Below are 24685 nucleotides of genomic sequence, written 5' to 3' on the forward strand. Positions count from 1 at the left end.
CTGCAATCGGCTGGTGAGCCGATGTGCCCGGCCTGCTGCTAGAATCCGCCCTTTTTCACCCGCCGAAACGGCGCCGCGAGCCTGCCATGACCTTCGCCTCCCTTGGCCTGATCGATCCGCTGCTGCGGACCCTGGAAACCCTCGACTACCGCAAGCCGACGCCGGTGCAGGCCGAAGCCATTCCCGCCGTGCTCAAGGGCCGCGACCTCATGGCGGCGGCGCAGACCGGTACCGGCAAGACCGCCGGTTTCGCCCTGCCATTGCTGCAGCGCCTGACCATGGAAGGCGCCAAGGTGGCGAGCAATTCGGTGCGCGCGCTGGTGCTGGTACCGACCCGCGAGCTGGCTGAGCAGGTCCACGAGAGCTTTCGTGTCTACGGCCAGAACCTGCCGCTGCGCACTTACGCGGTGTACGGCGGGGTCAGTATCAATCCGCAGATGATGGCGCTGCGCAAGGGCATCGACGTGCTGGTGGCGACGCCCGGTCGCCTGCTCGATCTCTACCGGCAGAATGCCGTGGGCTTCAATCAGCTGCAGGCGCTGGTGCTCGACGAGGCCGATCGCATGCTCGACCTCGGTTTCGCCGACGAGCTGGACCAGCTGTTTTCGGCGCTGCCGAAGAAACGCCAGACCCTGCTGTTCTCCGCGACCTTCTCCGAGGCGATCCGGCAGATGGCCCGCGAGCTGCTGCGCGACCCGCTGTCGGTCGAGGTGAGTCCACGCAACGCGGCGGCGAAGACGGTCAAGCAATGGCTGGTGCCGGTGGACAAGAAGCGCAAGAGCGAGCTGTTCCTGCATCTGCTGGCGGACAAGCGTTGGGGCCAGGTGCTGGTGTTCGTCAAGACGCGCAAGGGTGTCGACCAGCTGGTGGACGAGCTGCAGGCGCAGGGTATCGCCAGCGACTCGATTCACGGCGACAAGCCGCAGGCCTCGCGCCTGCGTGCGTTGGAGCGCTTCAAGGCGGGTGAGGTGCGTATCCTGGTGGCGACCGACGTGGCGGCGCGCGGGCTGGACATCCATGACCTGCCGCAGGTGGTCAACTTCGACCTGCCCACCGTCGCCGAGGACTACGTGCACCGCATCGGCCGTACCGGCCGCGCCGGTGCTAGCGGCGAGGCGATCTCGCTGGTCAGTGCCGATGAGGTCGGTCAGCTCGCGGCCATCGAAACCCTGATCAACCAGGTGCTGCCGCGGCATGACGAGCCGGGCTTCGTACCCGATCATCGCGTGCCGGCCACGGCGCTCGGCGGGCAGATCATCAAGAAGCCGAAGAAACCGAAAAAGCCCAAGGACGGTGGCGGCAAGGGCAAGATTCACCTCGGCAACTGGTTCGACGAGAACGAGAAGCCCAACGCCAAACCCATTCGCAAGGTACCGAGCCTGGGCGGCAGCAAGCCGACGAAGAAGCGCTGAGCCGTCCGTAAGGTGGAAAACGGCGCAGCCTTTCCACTGGTAACGCGGGTCACAGACTCAGCAGTGCCGACACCACCAAGAGCAGCGCCATGGCGTAGTTGAACCGGCGCAGGTGCGCGGCCGAGTGCAGCAGCTTCGCCGCCCCGGCACCGAGCAGGGCCCAGGCCGCCAGGCAGGGCAGGGCGATCAGAAAGAACAGCAGGGCATGAATGGCGTAACGCCCCGCGTCGGCAGCGGCGCCGCTGAACACGCCGACCACCGCCAGCGCCATCATCCACACCTTCGGATTGACCAGTTGCAGACCGGCGGCGCCCAGCGCGCCAAGCCGGCGCGGCGCGGCGGCGGCTTCGACCGGTTCGACCGGGCTGCGGGCGATCTGCCAGGCCAGGTAGAACAGCCAGGCCAGACCGAGCCAGCTCATCAGCTGCTGCAACTGCGGATGGCGCAGCAACCATTCGCCGGCACCCAGGCCCACCAGCAGCACGATGAGGGCTGCCGCCGAACAGGCGCCGAGAATGATCGGCACGGCTGCGCCCAGACCGAAGCGCGAGCTGTTGCTCAGCACCAGAATATTGGTCGGCCCCGGCGTGATCGAGGCGACGAAGGCGAACAGCATGAAGGGCAGCAGCTGGCTCATGACGGCTGCTCCGCGATGTGCGTGGCGAGTGCTCCGGGGGTGGCGGCGAGGTGAGGCATGGTTTTCGGCTCCGGGGTGGCGGACGACCGAATACTCGCGCCTGTCGGCTCAGTGGTCTGGAAGATTCGAGCAGCGCCTGCGGTAGTGCGCCGGCGTCAGCCCGTAGGCGCGGCGGAACCAGCGGCCCATGTGGCTCTGGTCGGCAAAACCGAGGCTCATCGCCACCAGCGCCGGTGGCTGGCCGGCTGCAAGCAGGCGCCGGGCCTTGGCCAGGCGCAGCTGGACCAAATAGGCATGCGGCGCCAGCCCGAAGGCCGCCTTGAACGCCCGCGACAGCCTGAAGCGATCGACGCCGGTGGCGCGCGCCAGATCGTCCAGTCCCAGATCCTGATCCATGTGTGCATGCAGATAGTCCCGCGCCCGCAGCGCCACGGCCGGCAGGCGCGGGTCGGCAGTCAGCCGCGGTCGCCATGACAGGTGCCGCGCCAGCGTGCCCAGCAGCGCGTCCAGCGCGGCCTGGCGAACGATGCGCAGGTCCTGGCTTTGCAAGGCCTGGCAGGCGTCGGCAATCACCGTCACCAGCTCTGGTTCGCTTTCCAGCGTCTTGGCGAATGCCGGCTGGCACTGGTTGGGCGCGTCCTCGAACAGCGCGCGCAGTTCGCGTTCGATCCAGTGCGGATCGAGGTAGAGCATCGAGTAGGTGAAGCCGCCGGCTGTCGGCGCGTGGCCGTCGTGCAACTCGCCGGGTTCGAGCAGAAACACCTGCCCCGGCGTGCTGCTGTGCAGCGTCCGGCGGCAGTGAAACTGCTGCACGCCCTGTTCGGTGAAGCCGATCAGGTAGCTGTCATGGAGGTGCGGGTCGTAGGCGTGACCTTCGAAATGCGCACGGATCGTCTCGATGCCGGTTTCGGCATCCTTCTTCAGATCGATCCAGTCATCGGTACCCATGATGGCTCCATGAATGCTGCGTCGTGGCGTGGCCCGGCCAGTATCGCTCGCTGCAGGCAGGCCGTCTGGAACATTCGTGCAGCGCCGCTCACGGTCGGACGAACGCGATGCGCTCGACGGACGGTCGCTGACCGCCTGCTGTAATTGATCTGGGTCTAGGCTTGATCCGGTCTGCCAGGCGCAGACTCGAACGTCCCTACTCAAGGAGCAAGCCCATGACCCAGACCATGAAAGCGGCAGTGGTGCACGCCTTCGGCGAGCCGCTGCGCCTCGAGGAAGTCAAGGTGCCGATGCCCGGCCCCGGCCAGATACTGGTGAAGATCGCCGCCTCCGGCGTCTGTCACACCGACCTGCATGCGGCCGAGGGCGATTGGCCGGTCAAGCCCACACTGCCATTCATCCCCGGCCATGAAGGCGTTGGCCACGTCGCCGCTGTGGGTGCCGGCGTGACCCGGGTGAAGGAGGGCGACCGGGTCGGAGTGCCCTGGCTGTACACCGCCTGCGGCTGTTGCGAACACTGCCTGACCGGCTGGGAAACCCTCTGCGAAGGCCAGCAGAACACCGGCTACTCGGTCAACGGTGCCTATGCCGAATATGTGCTGGCGGACCCGAACTACGTCGGCATCCTGCCGAAGAACGTCGAATTCGACGAGATCGCGCCGATCCTGTGTGCCGGGGTCACCGTCTACAAGGGCCTCAAGGTCACCGAAGCGCGGCCCGGTCAGTGGGTGGCGATCTCCGGTATCGGCGGTCTGGGGCACGTCGCGGTGCAGTACGCCAAGGCCATGGGCCTGCACGTGGTGGCGGTGGATGTGGATGACGCCAAGCTGGAACTGGCCAAGCGCCTGGGCGCCGACCTGACCGTCAATGCGCGCAAGGAAAATCCGGTGGAAGTGGTGCAGCGCGACATCGGCGGCGCGCATGGCGTGCTGGTCACGGCGGTGTCCAACAGTGCCTTCGGTCAGGCCATCGGCATGGCCCGGCGGCGCGGTACCGTGGCGCTGGTCGGCCTGCCGCCGGGAGATTTCCCGACGCCGATCTTCGACGTGGTGCTCAAGGCGATCAGCATCACCGGCTCCATCGTCGGCACCCGCGCCGATCTGCAGGAGGCGCTGGATTTCGCCGGCGAGGGCCTGGTCAAGGCGACCATCCATACCGACAACCTCGACAACATCAACCAGATCTTCGACGACATGCGCGCCGGGCGCATCGAAGGCCGTATCGTGATGAAGATGTAGCAGGGCCGTGCGGCCGGCAGCGCACCGTTCAGCGCGGCGCGTTTGCCGGCACGTTGGCACGCAGCCAGCGCAGCATGCCTTCGGCCGCGGCGCGCCCGCTGGCAAAGCAGGCGGTCAGCAGATAGCCACCGGTCGGCGCTTCCCAGTCGAGCATTTCGCCGGCGCAGAACACGCCGGGTAGCCGGCGCAGCATCAGACCCTCGTCCAGTTCCTCGAAGGGCACGCCGCCGGCGCTGCTGATCGCCTCGTCCAGCGGACGCGGGCGGACCAGGCGGATGGGCAGCGCCTTGATCGCGGCGGCCAGGGCCTGCGGGGCCTGGAAGGTCGTGGCATCGGTCAGCTCGCGCAACAGCGCCGCCTTGACGCCATCGAGCTTCAGCTGGCGGTGCAGGTGCTTGGCCATGGACTGCGAACCTCGCGGTCTGGCCAGGGCGCTGGCGATCTGCGTCAGGGTGCGATCCGGCAGCAGGTCGAGCAGTACCGTGGCAGCGCCGTCACGGTTGATCGTGTTGCGGATCGGCGCCGAGAGCGCGTAGACCAGGCTGCCCTCGATGCCCGTGGCGGTGAGCACGAACTCGCCCTTGCGCGGTGCTTCGCCGGGCAGCGCCAGGCTGACCGTCTTCAGCGGCGCGCCGGCGAATTTCTCCCGCAGGTGCTCGCTCCAGCCGGCCACTTCGAAGCCGCAGTTGGCCGGCTGCAGCGGCGCGATGGCGATCCCGCGGTTCTGCAGCAAGGGCACCCAGGCGCCATCCGAACCCAGTCTGGCCCAACTGCCGCCGCCGAGGGCGAGCAGGGTGGCGTCCGCCTCGAACAGGCTTTCGCCTTGTGGCCCGGCGATACGCAGCGCGCCATGCTCGTCCCAGCCCAGCCAGCGCTGGCGGGTACGCAGCTGCACGCCGCTTTCACGCAGGCGCTTGAGCCAGGCGCGCAGCAGGGGCGCGGCCTTCATGTCGGTGGGAAACACCCGGCCCGAACTGCCGACAAAGGTGTCGATGCCCAGCCCGTGAATCCATTCGCGCAGCGCATCCGGGGTGAAGGCATCGAGCAGCGGTCGCAGGTCGCCGGCGCGCTTGGCGTAGCGGCTGACGAACGCGGCGTAGTCCTCGGCGTGGGTGATGTTCATGCCGCCAACGCCGGCCAGCAGGAACTTGCGCCCCACCGAGGGCATGGCGTCATACAGGTCGACATTCACGCCTGCCTGGCCGAGCACCTCGGCGGCCATCAGGCCGGCCGGACCACCACCGATGATGGCGACGCGAAAAGAGGAGGGCTGGGGCATGGCGGCAACCGGGCAGGCGAGCGGGGCGGGAATTGTAGCCGCTGACGGTTGCTCAGCCGAGCCCGTGGCGCTGCCAGGCCGAGTGGGCGCTGACATGCAGGGTCGCATGACGACGGGCGAGCAGGGCGCGGTCCTTGTCGTAGCCGCCGCCGATCAGCCCTACCACGGGAATGTCTCGACCCAGGCAGTGATCGAGCACCGCGCTGTCGCGCGCGGCGAGTCCGGCGTCGGTCAGCGAGAGCAGGCCCAGGGCGTCGTCGCGGTGGACGTCGACACCGGCGTCATAGAGCACCAGATCCGGCTGATAGATCGGCAGCAGGTAGTTCAGGGTGTCGTGCACGACCTTGAGGTAAGCCTCGTCGCCCATGCCCGGTGGCAGCGGAATATCCCAGTCGCTATGGGCCTTGCGGGTGGGGAAGTTCTTCTCGCAGTGCAGCGAGACGGTCACCGCATCCGGCACGTTCTCCAGGATGCGCGCGGTGCCGTCGCCCTGGTGCACGTCACAGTCGAAGATCAGCACGCGGCCGACACGTCCGCTCTCCAGCAGATACAGCGCGATCACCGCCAGATCGTTGAAGATGCAGAAGCCGGAGGCGTGATCGCGATGCGCATGGTGCGTGCCGCCGGCCAGGTGGCAGGCCAGGCCATGCTGCAGTGCCTGCTCGGCGGCCAGCAGCGAGCCGCCGACCGCCCGCACGGTGCGCTGCGCCAGCTCCGGGCTCCAGGGCAGGCCAAGGCGGCGTAGCTCGTCGCGGCCCATCTCGCCGCTGCAGTAGCGCGCGACATAATCGGCGTCATGAGCCAGAGTGAGGATATCGCTGCTGCACAGTTGCGGGCGCAACAGGCCCGCGTCCGTGGTCATACCCAGGGTGACCAGGTGGTCACGCAGCAAGCGAAACTTCTCCATGGGAAAACGATGGCCCGGCGGCAGCGGCGGGCTGTAATCGTCGTGATAGACCAGGGGAAGGGACATGAACCACGCGCGTTCGACAGATGTGCGCCGCAGTATGCAGGCTGCCCGTCGACGCGCTCAAGGAGCAAGGATGGTCGATCGAATCGCCCTCGAAACCTCGCGTCTGCGGCTGCGCAGCTGGCACGACGACGATCTTGAAGCGTTGACGCAGCTGTGCGCCGATGCGGAGGTCATGCGCTACGAGCCGGCGCCTCTGACGCGGGACGAGTGTGCCGCGATGATGGTGCGCAGCCGCCTGCATCTGTTGCGCCACGGCTTCGGTCTGTGGGCGCTGGAGCGCAAGGACAATGGAGCGTTTGTCGGCTACTGCGGGCTCGGCTGGGCGCCGCCGTCGCTGCCAGAGTCAGCGGTGGAATTGCGCTGGGGCGTGGCCTGCGAACAATGGGGCCAGGGCCTGGTGCTTGAGGCGGCACGGGCCGTCCTGCAGCATGCCTTCGTCACCCTCGAATTGCCCGAGGTGGTCGCCTGCATGGCGCAGATCAACGAGCCGGCCAAGCAGCTGGTGGCGGAGCTGGGCATGCGCGCCGATCAGGCTGCGTCCTTTGCCCACCCGGAGCTGGCGGCGGGGCACCCGTTGCACGAGCAGCTGCTCTACCGGCTGCAGCGGGGCGATTGGCGACAATAAGCCCTGTTGCTGGAGCGTTGCCGGCGAAATCCGTAACATGGCGCGCCTGTCCGCCCCCCTTATCAAGGATGCCGAAATGACCCAGATACTCGACGCCCTGGTCAATCTGCTGACCCTGGAACGCATCGAGGAAAACCTGTTCCGTGGCGCCAGCCAGGACCTCGGCTTTCCCCAGCTGTTCGGCGGGCAGGTGCTCGGCCAGGTGATCTCCGCCGCCAGCCAGACGGTGACACCGGAGCGCCATGTGCATTCGCTGCACGGTTACTTCCTGCGTCCCGGCGACTCGCACCAGCCGGTGGTGTACGACGTCGATCGCGTGCGCGATGGCGGCAGCTTCACCACGCGGCGGGTCAGCGCGATCCAGAAGGGGCAGACCATCTTCACCGGCATCGCCTCGTTCCAGGCCCAGGAGAGCGGCTACGAGCACCAGTTGCCGATGCCGGACGTGGTCGGGCCGGACGACCTACCCAACGAGTGGGAGCTGCTGCACAAGCTGTCGCCGATGGTGCCCGAGCGGGTGATGGAGAAGCTGCGCCGACCCAAGCCCATCGAAATCCGCCCGGTCACCCTGGTCGACCCGGCCAACCCGCAGCCGATCGAACCGGTGCGCCACCTGTGGTTCCGTGCCGACGGCTCGCTGCCCGACAGCCCGGCGCTGCACAAGTACCTGCTCGCCTACGCCTCGGACTTCAGCTTTATCGGCACCGCGTTGCAGCCCCACGGCGTCAGCTCGTGGAGCAAGTTCATCCAGCTGGCCAGCCTCGATCATGCCATCTGGTTCCACCGCGAAGTGAAGATGGACGACTGGCTGCTGTACTCCATCGACAGCCCCTGGGCCGGCAATGCCCGCGGCTTCGCCCGTGGCAGCATTTTCAACCGCCAGGGCGAGCTGGTCGCCTCGGTGGCGCAGGAAGGCCTGATCCGCGTACGCGAGGACTGGATGTGACGATCACCGAGGTACGGCACTGGGTGTTCGACATGGACGGCACCCTGACCATCGCCGTGCACGATTTCGCCGCGATCCGCCGCGCCCTGGAGATTCCCGAGGAGGACGACATCCTCCATCACCTGGCCGCGCTGCCGGCCGACGAAGCGGCGGCCAAGCGTGCCTGGCTGCTGGAGCACGAGCGCGAGCTGGCCTACGCCGCACGCCCGGCCGAAGGCGCCCGCGAGCTGCTGCATGCGCTGCGCGAGCGCGGCTGCCGCCTCGGCGTGCTGACCCGCAATGCCCATGAACTGGCGCTGGTGACCCTGCAGGCGGTGGGCATGGGTGACTGCTTTCTCGCCGAAGACATCCTCGGTCGCGACGAGGCGCCGCCCAAGCCGCATCCGGGCGGACTGCTGCAGCTGGCCGAGCGCTGGGGCGTGGCACCGGAGGCGATGCTGATGGTCGGCGATTACCGCTTCGACCTGGAATGCGCCCGTGCCGCCGGCGCGCGCGGGGTGCTGGTCAACGTCCCGCACAACGAATGGCCGGAACTGGCCGATCTGTACGCGCCTGATTGTCGTGCTCTGCACGGCATGCTGGGCTGAGAGCGGATTTCGGCCTTGCGACTATTTGCACTGGTCTTGCTGGTGGGCTGAAGCCCACCCTACGCCACGTGGCACGTGCCACGTGCCAGGTTCCATGTGCCGGGTGTCGTGTCGGAGAGGGCAGCGGCGCTGGAAAGTCATTGTAGGGTGGGCTTCAGCCCACCAGTCATCGCAACGACCCTCCCATGCGTGCCCGCAGCCGCGTAAGGGTAGGGGCACGCCTGGAAGTGCCTACAGCCGCGCCGCCTTGAAGGTGTCGCAGCGCGCCGGATCGCCATGTTCGAAGCCATCGCGGAACCAGCGCACCCGCTGCGCCGAGGTACCGTGGGTAAAGGCATCCGGCACCACGCGGCCCTGGCTGCGTTTCTGCAGGTTGTCGTCGCCGATGGCGTTGGCGGCGTTCAGCGCTTCTTCCAGATCGCCTTCTTCCAGCCAGTCGTGGCGTTGCTGCGCGTGATAGGCCCAGACGCCGGCATAGCAGTCGGCCTGCAATTCCTGGCGCACCAGCAGGCCGTTGTCGCCTTCCATCTGCGCACCGCGCTGGCGGGCCGCCTGCATCTGCCGGGAAACGCCGAGCAGCGTCTGCACGTGATGGCCAACTTCATGGGCGATCACATAGGCCTGGGCGAAGTCGCCCGCAGCGGAAAAGCGCCGGGCCATCTCGTCGAAGAACTGCAGGTCGAGGTAGACCTGCTGATCGCCGGGGCAGTAGAACGGGCCGACCGCTGAACTGGCGAAGCCGCAGGCCGAGTTCACGCCGCCGCGAAACAGCACCAGGGTCGGGTCGCGATACTGCACGCCGTTCTGCTGGAACAGCGCGCGCCAGGTGTCTTCGGTGTCGCCGAGCACAGCGCGGACGAATTCCACCTGTGGATCGTCGCCGGTCGTGCGCTGGCTTTGTTGGGAGACTGCAGGCCCGCCCTGGTTGGCCAGCTGGTCGAGGATCTGCAGCGGGTCCTGGCCGGAGAGCAGGCCGATCACCACCACGATGGCGATGCCGCCCAGACCCAGGCCGCCCAGGCGCATGCCACTGCGGCCCCTGGCGTCCACTACGTTGTCGCTGCGTCGGGCTCGTTTCCAGCGCATGAGTTGCCCCTCGGAAATGGTGGATGGGAGCGTCGCGGCCGCAGCGAAGCGGCCAACGCCTTCCACTCAGACCCGTGAGCGGGCAAAAAAGCTGCAGCGGGTGTGGGCTCGGGTCGCGCCGGCGCTATCAGTTGCCCGGGTACTCGGAGATCACCCGCTCCTGGCCCTGCTTGCTGACGCCGATCACCTGAAAGGCGTCCTTGCGCTCGCCCATCTCCATACCGGGCGAGCCGACCGGCATGCCCGGAACGGCGGCACCGATCAGGTCGGGTTGCGCGCGCAGCTTGAGGATGTCGGCCGCCGGTACGTGGCCTTCGACGAACTTGCCGTCGATCACGCCGGTGTGACAGGAACCGAGACGGTGTGGAATCCCATGTTCCATCTTCACCGAGGTCATGTCGTTGACCACATGATCGGCAACGGCGAAGCCGTTGTCTTCCAGATGCTCGATCCACGCCTTGCAGCAGCCGCAGTTGGGGTCGCGGTAGACGTCGATGGCGATGGGGTCGGCCGCCTGGGCGAAGCCGGCGAGCAGGACGGGTAGAAGCAGAAGGCGGCGCATGGGCATCTCCAATCAGCGAGGCGCCCAGAATACGCCGGCTCGCGACCATCCCCAAGCTGCGAGTCGTGTGCAATTGTCACCGCCGGCGTGGTGTTCGGACCGCCGGCCGTGTGCTCGGGCGCAGAACAAAAGGGCGGCGCGGCAGTCCCATGCCAACCGGAAGAGCGAGTCGCACCCATCAGGAGAGTTTTCGATGCGTTTTGCCCGTTTCGTTCTGCTCGCGCAGGCGCTGGTGATGGCCTGCCTGAGCCTGGCCTACTGGTTGCGCCCCTACGAGATGGCCAACCTGAACGGCATGCTGTTGATGGAAGAGGCCTCTGTCAGCCATATGCGGGTCTACTACGGTGGTCTGCAGCTGGGCCTGGCGGCCTTCCTGATCTGGGCCGCGCGTGCCCCCGAACGGGCGCGGCCGGCGCTGATGATGCTGATGATGACCCTGACGGCGCTGGTACTCGGCAGGCTGGTTTCGCTCTTGCTGGATGACAGCGCACTGGTTGGCTTCGACCTGGCCTCGTTGATCTACCGGGTGCTGGCTGCGGTTCTGGCAGGCGTCGCCTGGCAGGTCATCCGCGAACGTCCCGAGGCGGAACCCGAGCGCATCGAGCCGGCCACTCGCAGGCTGGTCAGCGAACCGCCGAAACCGTTTCAGCTCGGTGACGGCCCGCCGCCGGTCGAACCTGCTGCCAGTGAAGTCGCGCCGCAGCCGTTTCGGCGCGGCAGTCCCGATGACTGAGCCCGTTCAGGCCGCCGCTTCCAGATAGGCCGAGAGACTGTGCTGGTCGAGTATTTCGATACGCCGCCGCTGCACGGCGATCAGGCCCGCGTCGGTCAGCCGGTGCAGGATGCGCGAGAGGGTTTCCGGCTGGATGCCGAGCTGCGAGGCGATCAGGCGCTTGGGCAGATCCAGATCGATGACGTCGCTGTGCGCAGCCTGCAGCTCCTGGAACAGATAGCGCACCACGCGCTGGCAGACATTGGATGAGGTCAGGTTGTCGATCTGATGCAGGCGCTGGTTGAGCCGGGCGCTCAGACTGCTGAGCAGCTGCATGCACAGCTTCGGCTGATTCTCCAGCAGGCGCAGGTAGTGGCTGTTCTGCACGTTGAGCACCAGGCTCTCCTTGAGCGTGGTGGCGCTCAGCGGATGTTCGGGCAGCTTGTCGAACAGCATGGTTTCGGCGAATGCCTCGCCGGGCCGGATCACTTCGATCACCTTTTCCTGGCCATCGCTGGTGACCCGGTGCAGTTTGACCTGACCGCTGATCAGCAGATGGAAATGCTCGGCGGCATCGCCCTGGTGGAACAGCGTGCATCCGGCGGGCAGGCGCTTGGCCGTGGTATGCGAGGCGATGGCGTGCAGCGATGTCTCGCTCAGGCCGCGGAACAGATGATGACGGCGCAATGTGTTGAGCACGGTGGAGCCTGTCAGCATGGCCATCCCCTTCCTTTCGATGTGGGCATGCTAGGTTGCAAGATGCCTCTATCCCATTGTCCCTAAGCCATACCTCTTTCTAGGCAGCCGGTGGCGGCCGGCGCTCAGCGTGCGCCGCCGGCCAGGCGTTCGTAGTCGAGGGTCAGTTGCTCGATCTTGCGCAGCAGCGAATCGCTGGTGGTGACGATCACCGTAGGCACGAAGCGCGAGTCATCCGCCAGGCTGAAGCCGGCCCGGGCGAAGCGCCACTGGGTGTCGATCTGCTCGAGCTGACGGCGGATCTCTTCGGTGTTCTGCGGCGCCTTCTGCAGTTCCGTCTGGCCGCGCTCGAACTCGCTGACCGCCGCATCGAAGTCGCTGCGCAGGCGCGGGTCCGGCAGCTTCCAGGCCATCGCCAGGTAAAGCATCGCGATGCGCTGGCTGAGCATGCGCTGGCGACCGCTGCGGTTGACCAGTTGCGCCGCCTGGCTGCCGCTGTGCCGCTCGATGGCCTGGACCAGGTTTTCGCTCTGGGCGAGGAAGCGTTCGGCCAGGCGCAGCAGTTCCGCCGACTGTTCGCGATCCGGCCGGCCCAGGGCGAGCTGGCGATACTCGGCCCAGGTCTGGGTTGCATCCTGTAGCGCCTTGCGCACGCTGTCGCTGGGCGCGTATTCGTCGAGCAGCTGGGTATTTTCCTCGATGCTGGCGATGCTGCTGTCGAGCTGGCGGGCGGCGAGGTCGACACGGGTTTCGCTGCCGATCATCAGATAGTTCTTGGCGATGCGCTGGCTGAGCATGCGCTGCATGCCGGCGCGGTTGACCGCCTCGGCGTCGCTGATGGCGGCCAGGCAGGGCGAGCTGGCGGCCAGCAGGCCGAGCAGCAGGGAAGTGGGCAGCAGGATCTTGAACATGGAGCGCTCCTTACATCCGGTCGGGCGCGATGCTGACCGGCTGGTCAGTTCGACGAGGACGAGACGATAGAGCGCTTCACCGCGTTGGCATTGATGATCGTCAAGGGCTGGGGAGCGTTATCAGGAGATGCGTGACAGCGCACAGAAACGCAGTCGGCACGATCAGCCCTTCGCTTCGTTCTCCAGCACCCAGACCGCCGCTTCGACCCGCGAGCGCAGGCCCAGCTTGTGCAGCAGGTTCTTCACATGGACCTTGACGGTGCCCTCGGTGATGCCGAGCTTGCGCGCGATCATCTTGTTGCTCTGGCCCTTGGCGATCTGCCGCAATACTTCCTTCTCACGCTTGGTCAGGCTGGAGAACTGCACCTGCCCGCTGGGCTTGGGGCGCACCCGGATGGCTTCGGCGAGCACCTGGGTCAGCTCCGGGCTCAGGGCCATGCGGCCAGTGGCGGCGATGCGGATCTGCTCGATCAGCTGTTCGGCATCCATGTCCTTGAGCAGGTAGCCGTCGGCGCCGTTGCGCAGCGCCTCGAGCACGTGGCCCTGTTCGTCGGAAACGGTGAACATGATGATCCGCGCGTCGATATCCGCGTCGCGCATGCGCCGAGTGGTCTCCAGGCCGTCGATGCCCGGCATGTTCAGGTCCATCAGGATCAGGTCCGGCTCCACTTCCTGGGCCAGGCGGATGGCGTCTTCGCCGTTGCCGGCCTCGCCGACCGTTTCCAGGTCGTCTTCCAGGTCCAGCAGATCACGTAGGCCCCGACGCATCATGGGATGGTCGTCCACCAGCAGGATTCGTGTGGTAGTTCCTTCGTTCATGCGTGACAGGCTCCTGTTTCACGGGAATGTTGCGATAGACGGGTGGAAACGCCAGATGCACGAGGGTGCCACCGCCGGGGCGCCGATCGATGCTGATCCTGCCGTTCAGGCTGCTGGCACGCTCCTGCAGGATGATCAGGCCATAGTGCCCGGCGCGTTGGCCTTCGGGTTCAATGCCGATGCCATCGTCCTCGATCCTGACGTGGATGGTGCCGCTGTCATCCTGGGTCAGGCGCAGCCAGCAATGCTCGGCCTCGGCATGCTTGACGACGTTGCTCAAGGCTTCGCGGATGATCTGCAGGCAATGCACCTCCTCGTTGGGCGTCAGCGGGCAGTGGTCGAGCTGATAGTCGTGCTCGATCAGCAGCCCGGAGTTGGCGCTGAACTCCTCGATGGTGGCCTGCAGGGCGGGTTTCAGCCCCGGCTCGTTGACCTTGATGCGAAAGGTGGTGAGCAGCTCGCGCAGCTGGCGGTAGGCCGCATTGAGCCCCTGATCGATCTGCTGCACGCTGTCGTCCAGCTGGGCCGGACTGCTGTCTTTGAGCATCAGCCGCTTGAGCCGCGCCAACTGCAGTTTCTGCGCCGAGAGCGCCTGGGCCAGCGAGTCGTGCAGCTCGCGGGCGATGACCGCGCGTTCCTCCATCAGCGCCAGGCGCGCCTGCTTCTGGCCCAGCTGCGCCAGGCTCAGGGAGGCGGCGAAGAGGTCGGCGAGGGTGGTCAGCAGCAGGGTCTGCCAGGCTTCCAGTGGCTGGCCTGGCGGGTGGGCGACGCGCAGCGAGCCGAGGTCATCCTGGCCGGAGCGCAATTCGAAGGACATCAGCTCCTCGCCGCTCGGCAGGCGACCGGTCTGGTTGACCAGACAGGTCCCGCATTGCGGCAGCTTGCAGTATTCCGGCGGGCGCAGATCGCGGGATGTCATGGCGGTATGGCTGCCGGCTTCGGCCGAGCGGTTCAGGCACAGCGAGATCGGCCCGGTGCCGAGGATCTGCTGCATCTTGGCGAGCAGCGAGCCCATCATCTGCGAAGGGTCGTCCGGCTGGCTGTAGAGCATGCGCGCACTGTTGAATAGCAGCTGCAGCGTGGCGTTGCTGCGGGTGAGGGCGGCGGTCTTGTCGTCGACCTTCTGCTCCATGTCGGCATAGAGGCTGGCCAGCTCCTTGCTCATCTGGTTGAGGGTGCGGGCCAGCAGGCTCAGCTCGGTTTCGCCGGGGATCTGTACCTCGCCGCTGAAGTCACCCTTGCCGATGTCGCGCGCCAGCTTGGTCAGGCTGCGCAGCGGCGTGGCCAGGTTGTTGTGCAGGCCGTAGATCAGCACGAAGGCGATCAGCACGATGACGAACAGCGTCCCCGCCTGCAGGGCACGGATGACGCCAAGCTTGCCTTCGGAGGCTTCCTGCAGGGAGCGCACGAAGACGTCCAGCTCCCTGACGAACTCCGGTACCTCCCGGCGATAGTCCTCCAGCTGCGGTGGCTGTGCGTCGAGCAGCGGGCGCATGCGCTCCTGCCAGTGTCGCAACACTCCGGCGTGCAGGGCAGGCAGCTCGGTGTTGCCATGACGATGCAGGGCCGAGCGCAGCGAGGCGGAGCGCAGGGTCCGTTCAAGGGTATCGATGCGTGCCTCCAGTGCCGCCTCCGGACCCTGCTCCGCGGTGAATGACAACCGGTAGGCCTGCATGCGCAGGCTGCCGGCCTGGTTGATGGCCTCGGCATCGCCTTCAAGCGCATCGGCCAGGTAGAGGCTGGCCAGCATGCTGACCAGGGAAAAGCCGATGATCACGACGAACGCTACCAGCGTATTGAAGACGATGGAGTGGCGGGTGGAGAGCTGGTCGCGGTCGAGTTGAGGCATGGTCGGATCGTCAGACGGTGATGCCGCATTCTGCGCGCAGCGGCGTCTGCTGGCCATGGTCGTGGAAGTACTCCCAATGCATTCCAGGCTGATTCAGGCCGTTTCATCGCTTGCGTGTTTGTTTAGTAACTATCTGATAAATAAGAATTTATTTTCGATAAACAGGAGTACTCCGTCGGAGGTAGAAAGGTGCCGCTGAGCAAAATGCCAGCAGGTGCGTGTTGACCTGAGTCAACTTCGGATCGATCCCTCGCCCTTAGCGTGCGAGCCATTCGTGGTCCCGCTTCGTTTGCAAGTGGGGCCCTGGCGCCAAGAGGATCGACCATGAGCAATATCGAAAAGTGGGACGTGGAGGACCTGGTCTTCTGGGACACCACCGGCAAGCGGGTCGCCAATCGCAACCTCTGGATCTCCATCCCGAGTCTGCTGATGGGCTTCGCCATCTGGCTGATGTGGGGCATCGTCACGGTGCAGATGCTCAACCTCGGCTTTCCATTCGCGCCCGCCGAGCTGTTCACCCTGACCGCCATCGCCGGTCTCACCGGCGCCACCTTGCGCATTCCGGCGTCGTTCATGATCCGCATCGCGGGTGGGCGCAACACCATCTTCCTCACCACGGCGCTGCTGATGATTCCCGCAGCCGGCGCCGGCATTGCCCTGCAGAGCCAGGACACCCCGCTGTGGGTATTCCAGCTGCTGGCCTTTCTCTCCGGCATCGGTGGCGGCAACTTCGCCTGCTCGATGAGCAACATCAGCACCTTCTTCCCGAAGAACCAGCAGGGCCTGGCCCTGGGCCTGAACGCGGGCCTCGGCAACTTCGGCGTGACCACCATGCAGATCCTGATTCCGCTGGTGATGACCGCCGGTGTGTTCGGTGCTGTAGCTGGTGCGCCGATGGAGCTGATCAAGGACAGCGGTACGCTGATCGGCAAGATCTCGGCCGGTACCGAAACCTGGATCCAGAACGCCGGCTGGGTCTGGCTGCTGTTCCTCGTCCCGCTGGCCTTCGCCGGCTGGTTCGGCATGAACAACCTGCTGGTGATCTCGCCGACCCCGGGCTACCCGCTGAACGCCTTTGGCAAGATTCTCGGCCTCTACGGCGTGGCCTTCGTCGCTGCCGCGCTTGGCCTGTACCTGTACCTGCCAGCGCCGACCGGTCTCGGCGTGCTGAACATGTGGGGCGTGATGCTGCTCACCATCGGCCTGACCCTCGGCATGCTGCGTATGCTGCCAGGCAGCATCAAGCCGAACATCAAGCGCCAGTTCACCATCTTCCGGGACAAGCACACCTGGTCGATGAGCATCCTCTATATCCTGACCTTCGGTTCCTTCATCGGCTTCTCCATGGCGCTGCCGCTGTCGATCACCGTGATCTTCGGCTTCATGAACGAAGTGGCGGCTGACGGCACCGTAACCCGCATTGCCAACCCGAATGCACCAAGCGCCCTGACCTACGCCTGGATCGGCCCGTTCATCGGCGCCCTGATCCGTCCGCTGGGTGGCTGGATCTCCGACAAGGTCGGCGGCTCGATCGTCACCCAGGTGATCTCGGTGGTCATGGTCGGTGCCTCGGTAGCCGCCGGCTATGTGATGCAGCAGGCCTACGGCTCGGCCCAGCCCGAAGAGTTCTTCTTCCTGTTCCTGGTGCTGTTCCTGGTGCTGTTCGCCGCCAGCGGCATCGGCAACGGATCGACCTTCCGCACCATCGGCGTCATCTACGACCGCGAAAAGGCCGGCCCTGTACTCGGCTGGACCTCCGCTGTCGCCGCCTACGGCTCCTTCGTTGCCCCGATCGTGATTGGCGAACAGGTCAAGGCCGGCACCCCGGAAGTGGCGATGTACGGCTTCGCGGTGTTCTACGCGCTGTGCCTGATCCTCAACTGGTGGTTCTACCTGCGCCCCAACGCCTACGTGAAGAACCCCTGAGTCCGGAGAGCTGCCATGAACATCATGATTGCCTACGACAACTCGCGTAACGCCAGGAAAGCCCTGGACGCCACCCTCGAGATGTTCGGTCCGCTGAAGCCGCTGATCATGCTGATCGGCGTGGTGGAAGAGACCCGCGACACCAGCGATTCGGCGGTCGAGCTGTACGAGCGCGAGCGTCGCGAATTCCAGGCCTTCCTGCAGGAGGCGGCGGCCAAGGTCAGCGCCTTCGGCCTGGACGTCGATGTGATCCTCGCCGAAGGCGACGCCCGCAAGATGATTCTCAAGGCCGCCGAGCACAAGAAGCCCGACCTGCTGGTCATCGCGCGGCATTCCAACGAACCGGACGGCGGCTTCATCTCCCGCTCGCTGAATCTGCTGGTCGACGAGCTCGACTACATGACCTTCGGCAGCGTCAGCGCCTTCCTGGCCCGCCGGGCGCCTTGCCCGGTCCTGATCCAAGCCTGCCCCTGAGTGAGGAGCTCATCATGAGAGTTTCTACGCTGTTCGAATGGAAGCGCCCCGAGATCCGGGCCCTGCACCTGACCTGGATCGCCTTCTACATCTGTTTCTTCGTCTGGTTCGGCATGGCGCCGCTGGCCTCGAGCATGCTGAAGAGCGTGAACTGGCTGACGCCCGAAGACCTCAAGCTATTCGCCATCGCCAACGTGGCGCTGACCATCCCGGCGCGCATCCTGGTCGGCATGGCGCTCGACCACTGGGGCCCGCGCCGGGTGTTTTCGGTGCTGCTGGTGGTGATGGCCGCGCCGGCGCTGTTCTTCGCCTTTGGTGACAGCCGCACCCAGCTGCTGGTGTCGCGGCTGATCCTCAGCTCCATCGGCGCCAGCTTCGTGGTTGGCATCCACATGACCGCCATGTGGTTCAAGCCCAAGGACATCGGTTTCGCTGAAGGCTTCTACGCCGGCTGGGGCAACTTCGGTTCCGCCGCCGCCGCCATGAGCCTGCCGGCCATCGCCATCCACGCCTTCGGTGGCCCGGAAGGCTGGCGCTGGGCGATCGCCAGCTCGGCGATCATCATGGCCGTCTACGGTGTGTACTACTGGTTCGCCCTTACCGACGGCCCAGCCGGCACCGTGCACCGCAAGCCGCACAAGGCCAGCGCGCTGGAAGTCAGCACCTGGGCCGACATGATCAAGCTGATCATCTGGACCATCCCCATGGTCGGCGTGCTCGGCATCCTCGTCTGGCGCATCGAGAAGCTGGGCTACCTGGGTTCCACCGGCGCGCTGATCAGCTACGCGGTGATCGCGCTGGTGGTGGTTTTCCAGATCGTGCAGATCCTGCGGGTCAACGTGCCGATCCTGAAAAAGGGCGTGCCGGAAGACGACAAGTATCCCTTCAACACCGTGGCCGCGCTGAACTCCACCTACTTCGCCAACTTCGGCGCGGAGCTGGCGGTGGTCTCGATGTTGCCGATGTTCTTCGAGCAGACCTGGGGGCTGACCCCGACCACCGCCGGCATCATCGCCGCCTCGTTCGCCTTCGTGAACCTGGTGGCGCGGCCCATGGGCGGGCTGGTCTCCGACCGCTTCGGCAACCGCCGCTTCGTCATGCTCGCCTACATGCTCGGCATCGCCGTCGGCTTCTTCCTGATGGGGCTGATGAACGCCGCCTGGCCGCTGATCGTCGCCGTCGCCATCACCGTGGCCTGCTCGATGTTCGTCCAGGGCGCCGAGGGTGCGACCTTCGGGATCATCCCCTCGATCAAGCGCCGCGTCACCGGGCAGATCTCCGGCATGGCCGGGGCCTACGGCAACGTCGGCGCCGTCTGCTACCTGACCCTCTACACCTTCGTGACCCCCTCGCAGTTCTTCATGGTGATCGCCGCCGGTGCCTTCGTCAGCTTCGGGCTTTGCCTGCTCTGGCTGAAGGAGCCCGAGGGCGCGTTCTCCGACGAGTACTACGTGTCCAGCGTCGACCGCGAGCTGGAGGCCCGCCAGAAGCTCGCGTCCTGAAATTTCACCGAACGAATGCGCCAGCCACCCCGGCTGGCGCAAGCCGAGATTGATAAGCCGACCGGTCGGGCCAGTGGTTCGCAACCGGAGTGAGGAGAGAAACCAATGAGCCACTTGCTCGATCAACTGCGCTTCTTCAACAGGAAGCAAGGCGAGTTCGCCGATGGTCATGGCGAAACCCGCATCGAATCCCGCGACTGGGAGAACGTCTACCGCTCGCGCTGGCAGTACGACAAGATCGTGCGCTCGACCCACGGCGTGAACTGCACCGGTTCCTGCTCCTGGAAGATCTACGTCAAGAACGGCCTGATCACCTGGGAAACCCAGCAGACCGACTACCCGCGCACCCGCAACGACCTGCCCAACCACGAGCCGCGCGGCTGCCCGCGCGGTGCCAGCTACAGCTGGTACATCTACAGCGCCAACCGCCTGAAGTACCCCAAGGTGCGCAAGCCACTGCTGAAACTCTGGCGTGAAGCGCGGCGCAACATGACCCCGGTGGACGCCTGGGCCAGCATCGTCGAGGACAAGGCCAAGGCCGAGTCCTACAAGAGCAAGCGCGGCATGGGCGGCTTCATCCGCTCCAGCTGGGACGAAGTCAACGAGATCATCGCTGCGGCCAACGTCTACACCGTCAAGCAGTACGGTCCGGACCGCGTCATCGGCTTCTCGCCGATCCCGGCCATGTCCATGGTTTCCTACGCGGCCGGTAGCCGTTACCTGTCGCTGATCGGCGGCGTGTGCCTGTCCTTCTACGACTGGTACTGCGACCTGCCGCCGGCCTCGCCGCAGATCTGGGGCGAGCAGACCGACGTGCCGGAATCGGCCGACTGGTACAACTCCAACTACATCATCGCCTGGGGCTCCAACGTCCCGCAGACCCGTACGCCGGACGCCCACTTCTTCACCGAGGTCCGCTACAAGGGCACCAAGACTGTCGCCATCACCCCGGACTACGCCGAAGTCGCCAAGCTCACCGACCTCTGGCTCAATCCGAAGCAGGGCACCGACGCCGCGCTGGCCCAGGCCTTCGCCCACGTCATCTTCAAGGAATTCCACCTGGAGAAGCCGAGCGAGTACTTCCGCGACTACGCCAAGCGCTACACCGACCTGCCGGTGCTGGTGCGCCTGAACGAGAAGGACGGCAGCTACATCGCCGACCGCTTCCTGCGCGCCTCCGACCTGGCTGACAACCTCGGCCAGGAAAACAACCCCGAGTGGAAGACCATCGCCGTCGACGGCAGCACCGGCGAGCTGGTTTCGCCGCTGGGTTCGATCGGTTACCGCTGGGGCGAGAAGGGCAAGTGGAACATCGAGGCCCGCGAAGGCAAGGAAGGTCGTGATGTCGACCTCTCCCTGACCCAGATCGAGGGCGGCGAGACGGCCGAGGTCGCCTTCCCGTACTTCGGCGGCATCCTCCACGAGCACTTCCAGCACGCCGAAGGCGAAAGCATCCAGCTGCGCCGCGTGCCGGTCCGCACCATCACCCTGGCCGACGGCAGCACCACCAAGGTCGCCACCGTGTTCGACCTGATGGCTGCCAACCTGGGTATCGACCGTGGTCTGGGTGGCGGCAACGTCGCTTCCAGCTACGACGACGCCAGCGTGCCCGGCACTCCGGCCTGGCAGGAAGTCATCACTGGCGTGTCCCGCGAGAAGGCCATCCAGATCGCCCGTGAATTCGCCGACAACGCCGACAAGACCCATGGCCGGTCCATGATCATCGTCGGTGCGGCGATGAACCACTGGTACCACATGGACATGAACTACCGCGGCCTGATCAACATGCTGATGTTGTGCGGTTGCGTGGGTCAGACCGGTGGTGGCTGGGCGCACTACGTGGGTCAGGAGAAGCTGCGTCCGCAGTGCGGCTGGCTGCCGCTGGCCTTCGGCCTCGACTGGAGCCGTCCGCCGCGCCAGATGAACGGCACCAGCTTCTTCTACAACCACAGCTCTCAGTGGCGCCACGAGAAGATGAGCATCCACGAAGTGCTCTCGCCGCTGGCCGACAAGTCGCAGTTCCCCGAGCACATGCTCGACTACAACATCCGCGCCGAACGTGCCGGCTGGCTGCCGAGCGCACCGCAGCTCAACCGCAACCCGCTGCAGATCTGCCGTGACGCCGAAGCGGCCGGCATGTCGCCGGTCGACTACGTCACCCAGTCGCTGAAGGACGGATCGCTGAAGTTCGCCTGCGAACAGCCGGACAATCCGGATAACTTCCCGCGCAACATGTTCGTCTGGCGCTCCAACCTGCTCGGTTCTTCGGGCAAGGGCCACGAGTACATGCTCAAATACCTCCTGGGCACCAAGAATGGCGTGATGAACGAGGACCTCGGCAAGCGCGACGGCTTCAAGCCGACCGAGGCCGAATGGCAGGACGAGGGCGCCATCGGCAAGCTCGACCTGGTCACCACCCTCGACTTCCGCATGTCCTCGACCTGCGTGTACTCCGACATCGTCCTGCCGACCGCGACCTGGTACGAGAAGGACGACATGAACACCTCGGACATGCACCCCTTCATCCACCCGCTGTCGGCAGCGATTGATCCGGCCTGGGAAGCCCGTTCCGACTGGGAGATCTACAAAGGCATCGCCAAGGCGTTCTCGAAGATGGCCGAAGGTCAGCTGGGCGTGGAGAAGGACCTGGTCACCGTGCCGCTCCTGCACGACAGCCCCGGCGAACTGGCGCAGCCGTTCGGCGGTACCGACTGGAAGACCGCTGGCGTCGATCCGCAGCCGGGCAAGAACTGCCCGAACATGGCGGTGGTCGAGCGCGACTACCCGGCCACCTACAAGAAGTTCACCTCCCTCGGCCCGCTGCTCGACAAGCTCGGCAACGGCGGCAAGGGCATCAACTGGAACACCCAGGATGAAGTCGATTTCCTCGGCGAGCTGAACTACAAGGTGCGCGACGAGGGCGTCAGCCAAGGGCGTCCGCAGATCGAATCGGCCATCGATGCTGCCGAGGTCATCCTCAGCCTGGCACCGGAAACCAACGGTCACGTTGCCGTGAAGGCCTGGGCCGCGCTGTCGGAATTCACCGGCCGCGACCACAGCCACCTGGCGCTGCCCAAGGAGCACGAGGCGATCCGCTTCCGTGACATCCAGGCGCAGCCGCGCAAGATCATCTCCAGCCCGACCTGGTCAGGCCTGGAAGACGAGCATGTGTCGTACAACGCCGGCTACACCAACGTCCACGAGTACATCCCGTGGCGCACCATCACCGGTCGCCAGCAGTTCTTCCAGGATCACCCCTGGATGCAGGCCTTCGGCGAGCAGCTGATGAGCTACCGGCCGCCGATCAACACCCGCACCGTCGATTACGTGAAGGGCAAGAAGAGCAACGGCAACCCCGAGATCGTCCTGAACTGGATCACCCCGCACCAGAAGTGGGGCATCCACAGCACCTACTCGGACAACCTGATCATGCTCACCTTGAGCCGTGGCGGCCCGATCGTGTGGATGTCCGAAGTCGACGCCAAGAAGGCCGGCATCGAGGACAACGACTGGATCGAGTGCTTCAACGCCAACGGCGCCCTGACCGCCCGCGCGGTGGTCAGCCAGCGCGTGATGGAAGGCATGGTGATGATGTACCACGCCCAGGAACGCATCGTGAACGTGCCGGGCGCCGAGAGCACCAAGACCCGCGGCGGCCACCACAACTCGGTGACCCGTGTGGTGCTCAAGCCCACCCACATGATCGGCGGCTACGCCCAGCAGGCGTACGGCTTCAACTACTACGGCACCGTGGGTTGCAACCGTGACGAGTTCGTCGTGGTGCGCAAGATGAACAAGGTCGACTGGCTCGATGGCCCGAATGGGCATGAGCTGCCGCAACCCCTGCCGCAAGATATCTGAGGAATAAGGCCATGAAGATTCGTTCACCCAAGGTGGCAGCGCATGGTCCCCGGACCATGCCCGCTCTGAAGATCAAGGCGCCGGTTGTGGAGGTCGCACAATGAAAATTCGTTCACAAGTAGGCATGGTCCTGAACCTGGACAAGTGCATCGGCTGCCACACCTGCTCGATCACCTGCAAGAACGTCTGGACCAGCCGCGAAGGCATGGAATACGCCTGGTTCAACAACGTCGAGACCAAGCCCGGCATCGGCTACCCGAAGGAGTGGGAAAACCAGGACAAGTGGAAGGGCGGCTGGGTGCGCAACGGCGACGGCACCATCAACCCGAAGATCGGCGGCAAGTTCCGCGTGCTGGCGAACATCTTCGCCAACCCGGACCTGCCGACGATCGACGACTACTACGAGCCGTTCGACTTCGACTACCAGAACCTGCACACCGCGCCGATCTCCGAACATCAGCCGGTGGCGCGTCCGCGCTCGCTGATCTCCGGTCAGCGCATGGAGAAGATCGAGTGGGGCCCGAACTGGGAAGAGATTCTCGGTACCGAGTTCGCCAAGCGCCGCAAGGACAAGAACTTCGACAAGGTGCAGGCCGACATCTACGGCCAGTACGAAAACACCTTCATGATGTACCTGCCGCGCCTGTGCGAGCACTGCCTGAACCCGGCCTGCGCCGCGTCCTGCCCGAGCGGTGCGATCTACAAGCGCGAGGAGGATGGCATCGTCCTCATCGATCAGGAGAAGTGCCGCGGCTGGCGGATGTGCATCAGCGGCTGCCCGTACAAGAAGATCTACTTCAACTGGAAGAGCGGCAAATCCGAGAAGTGCATCTTCTGCTTCCCGCGCATCGAGGCCGGCATGCCGACCGTCTGTGCCGAGACCTGCGTGGGCCGCATCCGCTACCTCGGCGTGCTGCTGTACGACGCCGACCGCATCCATGAAGTGGCCAGCACCGTCAACGAGCAGGACCTGTACGCCAAGCAGCTGGAGATCTTCCTCGATCCGTTCGACCCGAAGGTCATCGAGCAGGCGCTCAACGACGGCGTACCGATGTCGGTGATCGAAGCCGCGCAGAAGTCGCCGGTCTACAAGATGGCGGTGGACTGGAAGCTGGCCCTGCCGCTGCACCCGGAATACCGCACGCTGCCGATGGTCTGGTACGTGCCGCCGCTGTCGCCGATCCAGAACGCCGCCAGCGCCGGTCACGTCAGCATGGACGGCGTGCTGCCGGACGTCGACAGCCTGCGCATCCCGCTGCGCTATCTGGCCAACCTGCTCACCGCAGGCGACGAGGAACCGGTCAAGCTGGCGCTCAAGCGCATGCTCGCCATGCGTGCCTACAAGCGCGCCGAGCAGGTCGATGGCGTGCAGGACCTCAAGGTGCTGGACAGCGTCGGCCTGTCGGTGGCCCAGGTGGAGGACATGTACCGCTACCTGGCCATCGCCAACTACGAGGACCGCTACGTGATCCCGACCGCGCACCGCGAAGAGGCCATGAGCGACGCCTTCGCCGAGCGCTCCGGTTGCGGCTTCAGTTTCGGCAGCGGCTGCTCGGGCGCCTCGGACACCAACATGTTCGGTGCCAAGAAGGCCAACCGCCGCGACATCATCAAGACCGTCCAGCTGTGGGAGGACTGAGCC

Annotated in this window: 21 protein-coding genes; 11 read left to right on the top strand and 10 right to left on the bottom strand. The window is 65.6% G+C overall.

All coding sequences use genetic code 11. From position 1 onward, the window contains the following. The first annotated feature begins 86 nt into the window (after positions 1-86). On the top strand, positions 87-1412 hold the full coding sequence (gene rhlE1, locus HZR81_RS03175; RefSeq protein ID WP_500127310.1) for an RNA helicase RhlE1: 1326 nt from the start codon (positions 87-89) through the stop codon (positions 1410-1412). Between the two features lie 49 nt (positions 1413-1461). Here rhlE1 and HZR81_RS03180 read toward each other — a convergent pair whose 3' ends face one another. Together HZR81_RS03180 and HZR81_RS03185 are read right to left on the bottom strand one after the other, a co-directional pair. Next, positions 1462-2049, bottom strand: coding sequence for a LysE family translocator (locus tag HZR81_RS03180; protein ID WP_500127311.1), 588 nt, complete (start codon positions 2047-2049; stop codon positions 1462-1464). 108 nt (positions 2050-2157) lie between these two features. Continuing rightward, positions 2158-2997 carry an AraC family ligand binding domain-containing protein gene (locus HZR81_RS03185; protein ID WP_500127312.1) on the bottom strand — a complete coding sequence of 280 codons (840 nt, stop codon included), beginning with the start codon at positions 2995-2997 and terminating at the stop codon, positions 2158-2160. 215 nt (positions 2998-3212) lie between these two features. Here HZR81_RS03185 and adhP point away from each other — a divergent pair, with 215 nt between their 5' ends. Then, complete coding sequence (gene adhP / locus HZR81_RS03190) at positions 3213-4235, top strand: alcohol dehydrogenase AdhP (RefSeq protein WP_500127313.1); 1023 nt, start codon at positions 3213-3215, stop codon at positions 4233-4235. A gap of 28 nt (positions 4236-4263) precedes the next feature. On the opposite strand, the gene HZR81_RS03195 is transcribed toward adhP, so the two are convergent. Both HZR81_RS03195 and HZR81_RS03200 read right to left on the bottom strand, forming a co-directional pair. Beyond that, positions 4264-5514, bottom strand: coding sequence for a BaiN/RdsA family NAD(P)/FAD-dependent oxidoreductase (locus tag HZR81_RS03195; RefSeq protein WP_500127314.1), 1251 nt, complete (start codon positions 5512-5514; stop codon positions 4264-4266). Between the two features lie 52 nt (positions 5515-5566). Further along, positions 5567-6487: a histone deacetylase family protein gene (locus HZR81_RS03200; protein WP_500127315.1), complete on the bottom strand. Its 921-nt coding sequence runs from the start codon at positions 6485-6487 to the stop codon at positions 5567-5569. Between the two features lie 70 nt (positions 6488-6557). Here HZR81_RS03200 and HZR81_RS03205 point away from each other — a divergent pair, with 70 nt between their 5' ends. The 3 genes from HZR81_RS03205 (at position 6558) to HZR81_RS03215 (ending at position 8645) form a co-directional block, all read left to right on the top strand. Beyond that, complete coding sequence (locus tag HZR81_RS03205; protein WP_500127316.1) at positions 6558-7112, top strand: GNAT family N-acetyltransferase; 555 nt, start codon at positions 6558-6560, stop codon at positions 7110-7112. A gap of 76 nt (positions 7113-7188) precedes the next feature. Beyond that, positions 7189-8058, top strand: a complete 870-nt coding sequence (tesB, locus tag HZR81_RS03210) for an acyl-CoA thioesterase II (protein ID WP_102840480.1) — start codon at positions 7189-7191, stop codon at positions 8056-8058. Further along, complete coding sequence (locus HZR81_RS03215; RefSeq protein ID WP_063544190.1) at positions 8055-8645, top strand: HAD family hydrolase; 591 nt, start codon at positions 8055-8057, stop codon at positions 8643-8645. Before tesB ends, HZR81_RS03215 begins: the two co-directional genes overlap by 4 nt. 231 nt (positions 8646-8876) lie before the next feature. On the opposite strand, the gene ypfJ is transcribed toward HZR81_RS03215, so the two are convergent. Beyond that, positions 8877-9731 (bottom strand): KPN_02809 family neutral zinc metallopeptidase, encoded by an 855-nt coding sequence (ypfJ, locus tag HZR81_RS03220; RefSeq protein WP_500127317.1) that lies wholly within the window; start codon positions 9729-9731, stop codon positions 8877-8879. Positions 9732-9858: 127 nt separating this feature from the next. Beyond that, entirely contained in the window at positions 9859-10293 is a 435-nt protein-coding gene (locus tag HZR81_RS03225) for a DUF411 domain-containing protein (protein WP_125869424.1), read from the bottom strand. Positions 10294-10486: 193 nt separating this feature from the next. Between HZR81_RS03225 and HZR81_RS03230 the strand changes: the two genes are divergently transcribed. After that, positions 10487-11026: a DUF4345 domain-containing protein gene (locus tag HZR81_RS03230; protein ID WP_253747384.1), complete on the top strand. Its 540-nt coding sequence runs from the start codon at positions 10487-10489 to the stop codon at positions 11024-11026. 6 nt (positions 11027-11032) lie between these two features. Here HZR81_RS03230 and HZR81_RS03235 read toward each other — a convergent pair whose 3' ends face one another. The 4 genes from HZR81_RS03235 to HZR81_RS03250 form a co-directional block, all read right to left on the bottom strand. After that, complete coding sequence (locus HZR81_RS03235) at positions 11033-11728, bottom strand: Crp/Fnr family transcriptional regulator (RefSeq protein ID WP_500127318.1); 696 nt, start codon at positions 11726-11728, stop codon at positions 11033-11035. Between the two features lie 98 nt (positions 11729-11826). After that, positions 11827-12612, bottom strand: a complete 786-nt coding sequence (locus HZR81_RS03240; protein WP_500127319.1) for a type IV pili methyl-accepting chemotaxis transducer N-terminal domain-containing protein — start codon at positions 12610-12612, stop codon at positions 11827-11829. A 162-nt stretch (positions 12613-12774) separates the two neighbouring features. Beyond that, a complete protein-coding gene (gene narL, locus HZR81_RS03245) occupies positions 12775-13383 on the bottom strand; it encodes a two-component system response regulator NarL (RefSeq protein WP_230725413.1) in 609 nt (202 codons plus the stop codon). Further along, positions 13361-15337 (bottom strand): histidine kinase, encoded by a 1977-nt coding sequence (locus tag HZR81_RS03250; RefSeq protein WP_500127320.1) that lies wholly within the window; start codon positions 15335-15337, stop codon positions 13361-13363. Before HZR81_RS03250 ends, narL begins: the two co-directional genes overlap by 23 nt. Positions 15338-15604: 267 nt before the next feature. Between HZR81_RS03250 and HZR81_RS03255 the strand changes: the two genes are divergently transcribed. The 5 genes from HZR81_RS03255 (at position 15605) to narH (ending at position 24682) form a co-directional block, all read left to right on the top strand. After that, the gene (locus HZR81_RS03255; protein ID WP_063544204.1) at positions 15605-17206 is read left to right on the top strand and encodes an MFS transporter; all 1602 of its coding nucleotides are present in this window, start codon (positions 15605-15607) and stop codon (positions 17204-17206) included. Between the two features lie 15 nt (positions 17207-17221). Further along, entirely contained in the window at positions 17222-17680 is a 459-nt protein-coding gene (locus HZR81_RS03260) for a universal stress protein (RefSeq protein ID WP_011912084.1), read from the top strand. Positions 17681-17694: 14 nt separating this feature from the next. Further along, positions 17695-19182: an MFS transporter gene (locus tag HZR81_RS03265; protein WP_063544206.1), complete on the top strand. Its 1488-nt coding sequence runs from the start codon at positions 17695-17697 to the stop codon at positions 19180-19182. A 105-nt stretch (positions 19183-19287) separates the two neighbouring features. Beyond that, positions 19288-23043 (top strand): nitrate reductase subunit alpha, encoded by a 3756-nt coding sequence (locus HZR81_RS03270; RefSeq protein ID WP_500127321.1) that lies wholly within the window; start codon positions 19288-19290, stop codon positions 23041-23043. A 100-nt stretch (positions 23044-23143) separates the two neighbouring features. Beyond that, entirely contained in the window at positions 23144-24682 is a 1539-nt protein-coding gene (gene narH / locus HZR81_RS03275; RefSeq protein ID WP_500127322.1) for a nitrate reductase subunit beta, read from the top strand. Positions 24683-24685 lie beyond the last annotated feature (3 nt).

This window comes from Pseudomonas sp. LM13 (assembly GCF_041381355.1).
Classification (GTDB): Bacteria; Pseudomonadota; Gammaproteobacteria; order Pseudomonadales; family Pseudomonadaceae; genus Stutzerimonas; species Stutzerimonas frequens.

What these genes read in the sequence shown, in the direction of transcription:
- rhlE1 (WP_500127310.1), top strand. Translation starts at nt 87, where the DNA reads ATGACCTTCGCCTCCCTTGGCCTGATCGATCCGCTGCTGCGGACCCTG.
- HZR81_RS03180 (WP_500127311.1), bottom strand. Translation starts at nt 2,049, where the DNA reads ATGAGCCAGCTGCTGCCCTTCATGCTGTTCGCCTTCGTCGCCTCGATC.
- HZR81_RS03185 (WP_500127312.1), bottom strand. Translation starts at nt 2,997, where the DNA reads ATGGGTACCGATGACTGGATCGATCTGAAGAAGGATGCCGAAACCGGC.
- adhP (WP_500127313.1), top strand. Translation starts at nt 3,213, where the DNA reads ATGACCCAGACCATGAAAGCGGCAGTGGTGCACGCCTTCGGCGAGCCG.
- HZR81_RS03195 (WP_500127314.1), bottom strand. Translation starts at nt 5,514, where the DNA reads ATGCCCCAGCCCTCCTCTTTTCGCGTCGCCATCATCGGTGGTGGTCCG.
- HZR81_RS03200 (WP_500127315.1), bottom strand. Translation starts at nt 6,487, where the DNA reads ATGTCCCTTCCCCTGGTCTATCACGACGATTACAGCCCGCCGCTGCCG.
- HZR81_RS03205 (WP_500127316.1), top strand. Translation starts at nt 6,558, where the DNA reads ATGGTCGATCGAATCGCCCTCGAAACCTCGCGTCTGCGGCTGCGCAGC.
- tesB (WP_102840480.1), top strand. Translation starts at nt 7,189, where the DNA reads ATGACCCAGATACTCGACGCCCTGGTCAATCTGCTGACCCTGGAACGC.
- ypfJ (WP_500127317.1), bottom strand. Translation starts at nt 9,731, where the DNA reads ATGCGCTGGAAACGAGCCCGACGCAGCGACAACGTAGTGGACGCCAGG.
- HZR81_RS03225 (WP_125869424.1), bottom strand. Translation starts at nt 10,293, where the DNA reads ATGCGCCGCCTTCTGCTTCTACCCGTCCTGCTCGCCGGCTTCGCCCAG.
- HZR81_RS03230 (WP_253747384.1), top strand. Translation starts at nt 10,487, where the DNA reads ATGCGTTTTGCCCGTTTCGTTCTGCTCGCGCAGGCGCTGGTGATGGCC.
- HZR81_RS03235 (WP_500127318.1), bottom strand. Translation starts at nt 11,728, where the DNA reads ATGGCCATGCTGACAGGCTCCACCGTGCTCAACACATTGCGCCGTCAT.
- HZR81_RS03240 (WP_500127319.1), bottom strand. Translation starts at nt 12,612, where the DNA reads ATGTTCAAGATCCTGCTGCCCACTTCCCTGCTGCTCGGCCTGCTGGCC.
- narL (WP_230725413.1), bottom strand. Translation starts at nt 13,383, where the DNA reads ATGATGCGTCGGGGCCTACGTGATCTGCTGGACCTGGAAGACGACCTG.
- HZR81_RS03250 (WP_500127320.1), bottom strand. Translation starts at nt 15,337, where the DNA reads ATGGCCAGCAGACGCCGCTGCGCGCAGAATGCGGCATCACCGTCTGAC.
- HZR81_RS03255 (WP_063544204.1), top strand. Translation starts at nt 15,605, where the DNA reads ATGAGCAATATCGAAAAGTGGGACGTGGAGGACCTGGTCTTCTGGGAC.
- HZR81_RS03260 (WP_011912084.1), top strand. Translation starts at nt 17,222, where the DNA reads ATGAACATCATGATTGCCTACGACAACTCGCGTAACGCCAGGAAAGCC.
- HZR81_RS03265 (WP_063544206.1), top strand. Translation starts at nt 17,695, where the DNA reads ATGAGAGTTTCTACGCTGTTCGAATGGAAGCGCCCCGAGATCCGGGCC.
- HZR81_RS03270 (WP_500127321.1), top strand. Translation starts at nt 19,288, where the DNA reads ATGAGCCACTTGCTCGATCAACTGCGCTTCTTCAACAGGAAGCAAGGC.
- narH (WP_500127322.1), top strand. Translation starts at nt 23,144, where the DNA reads ATGAAAATTCGTTCACAAGTAGGCATGGTCCTGAACCTGGACAAGTGC.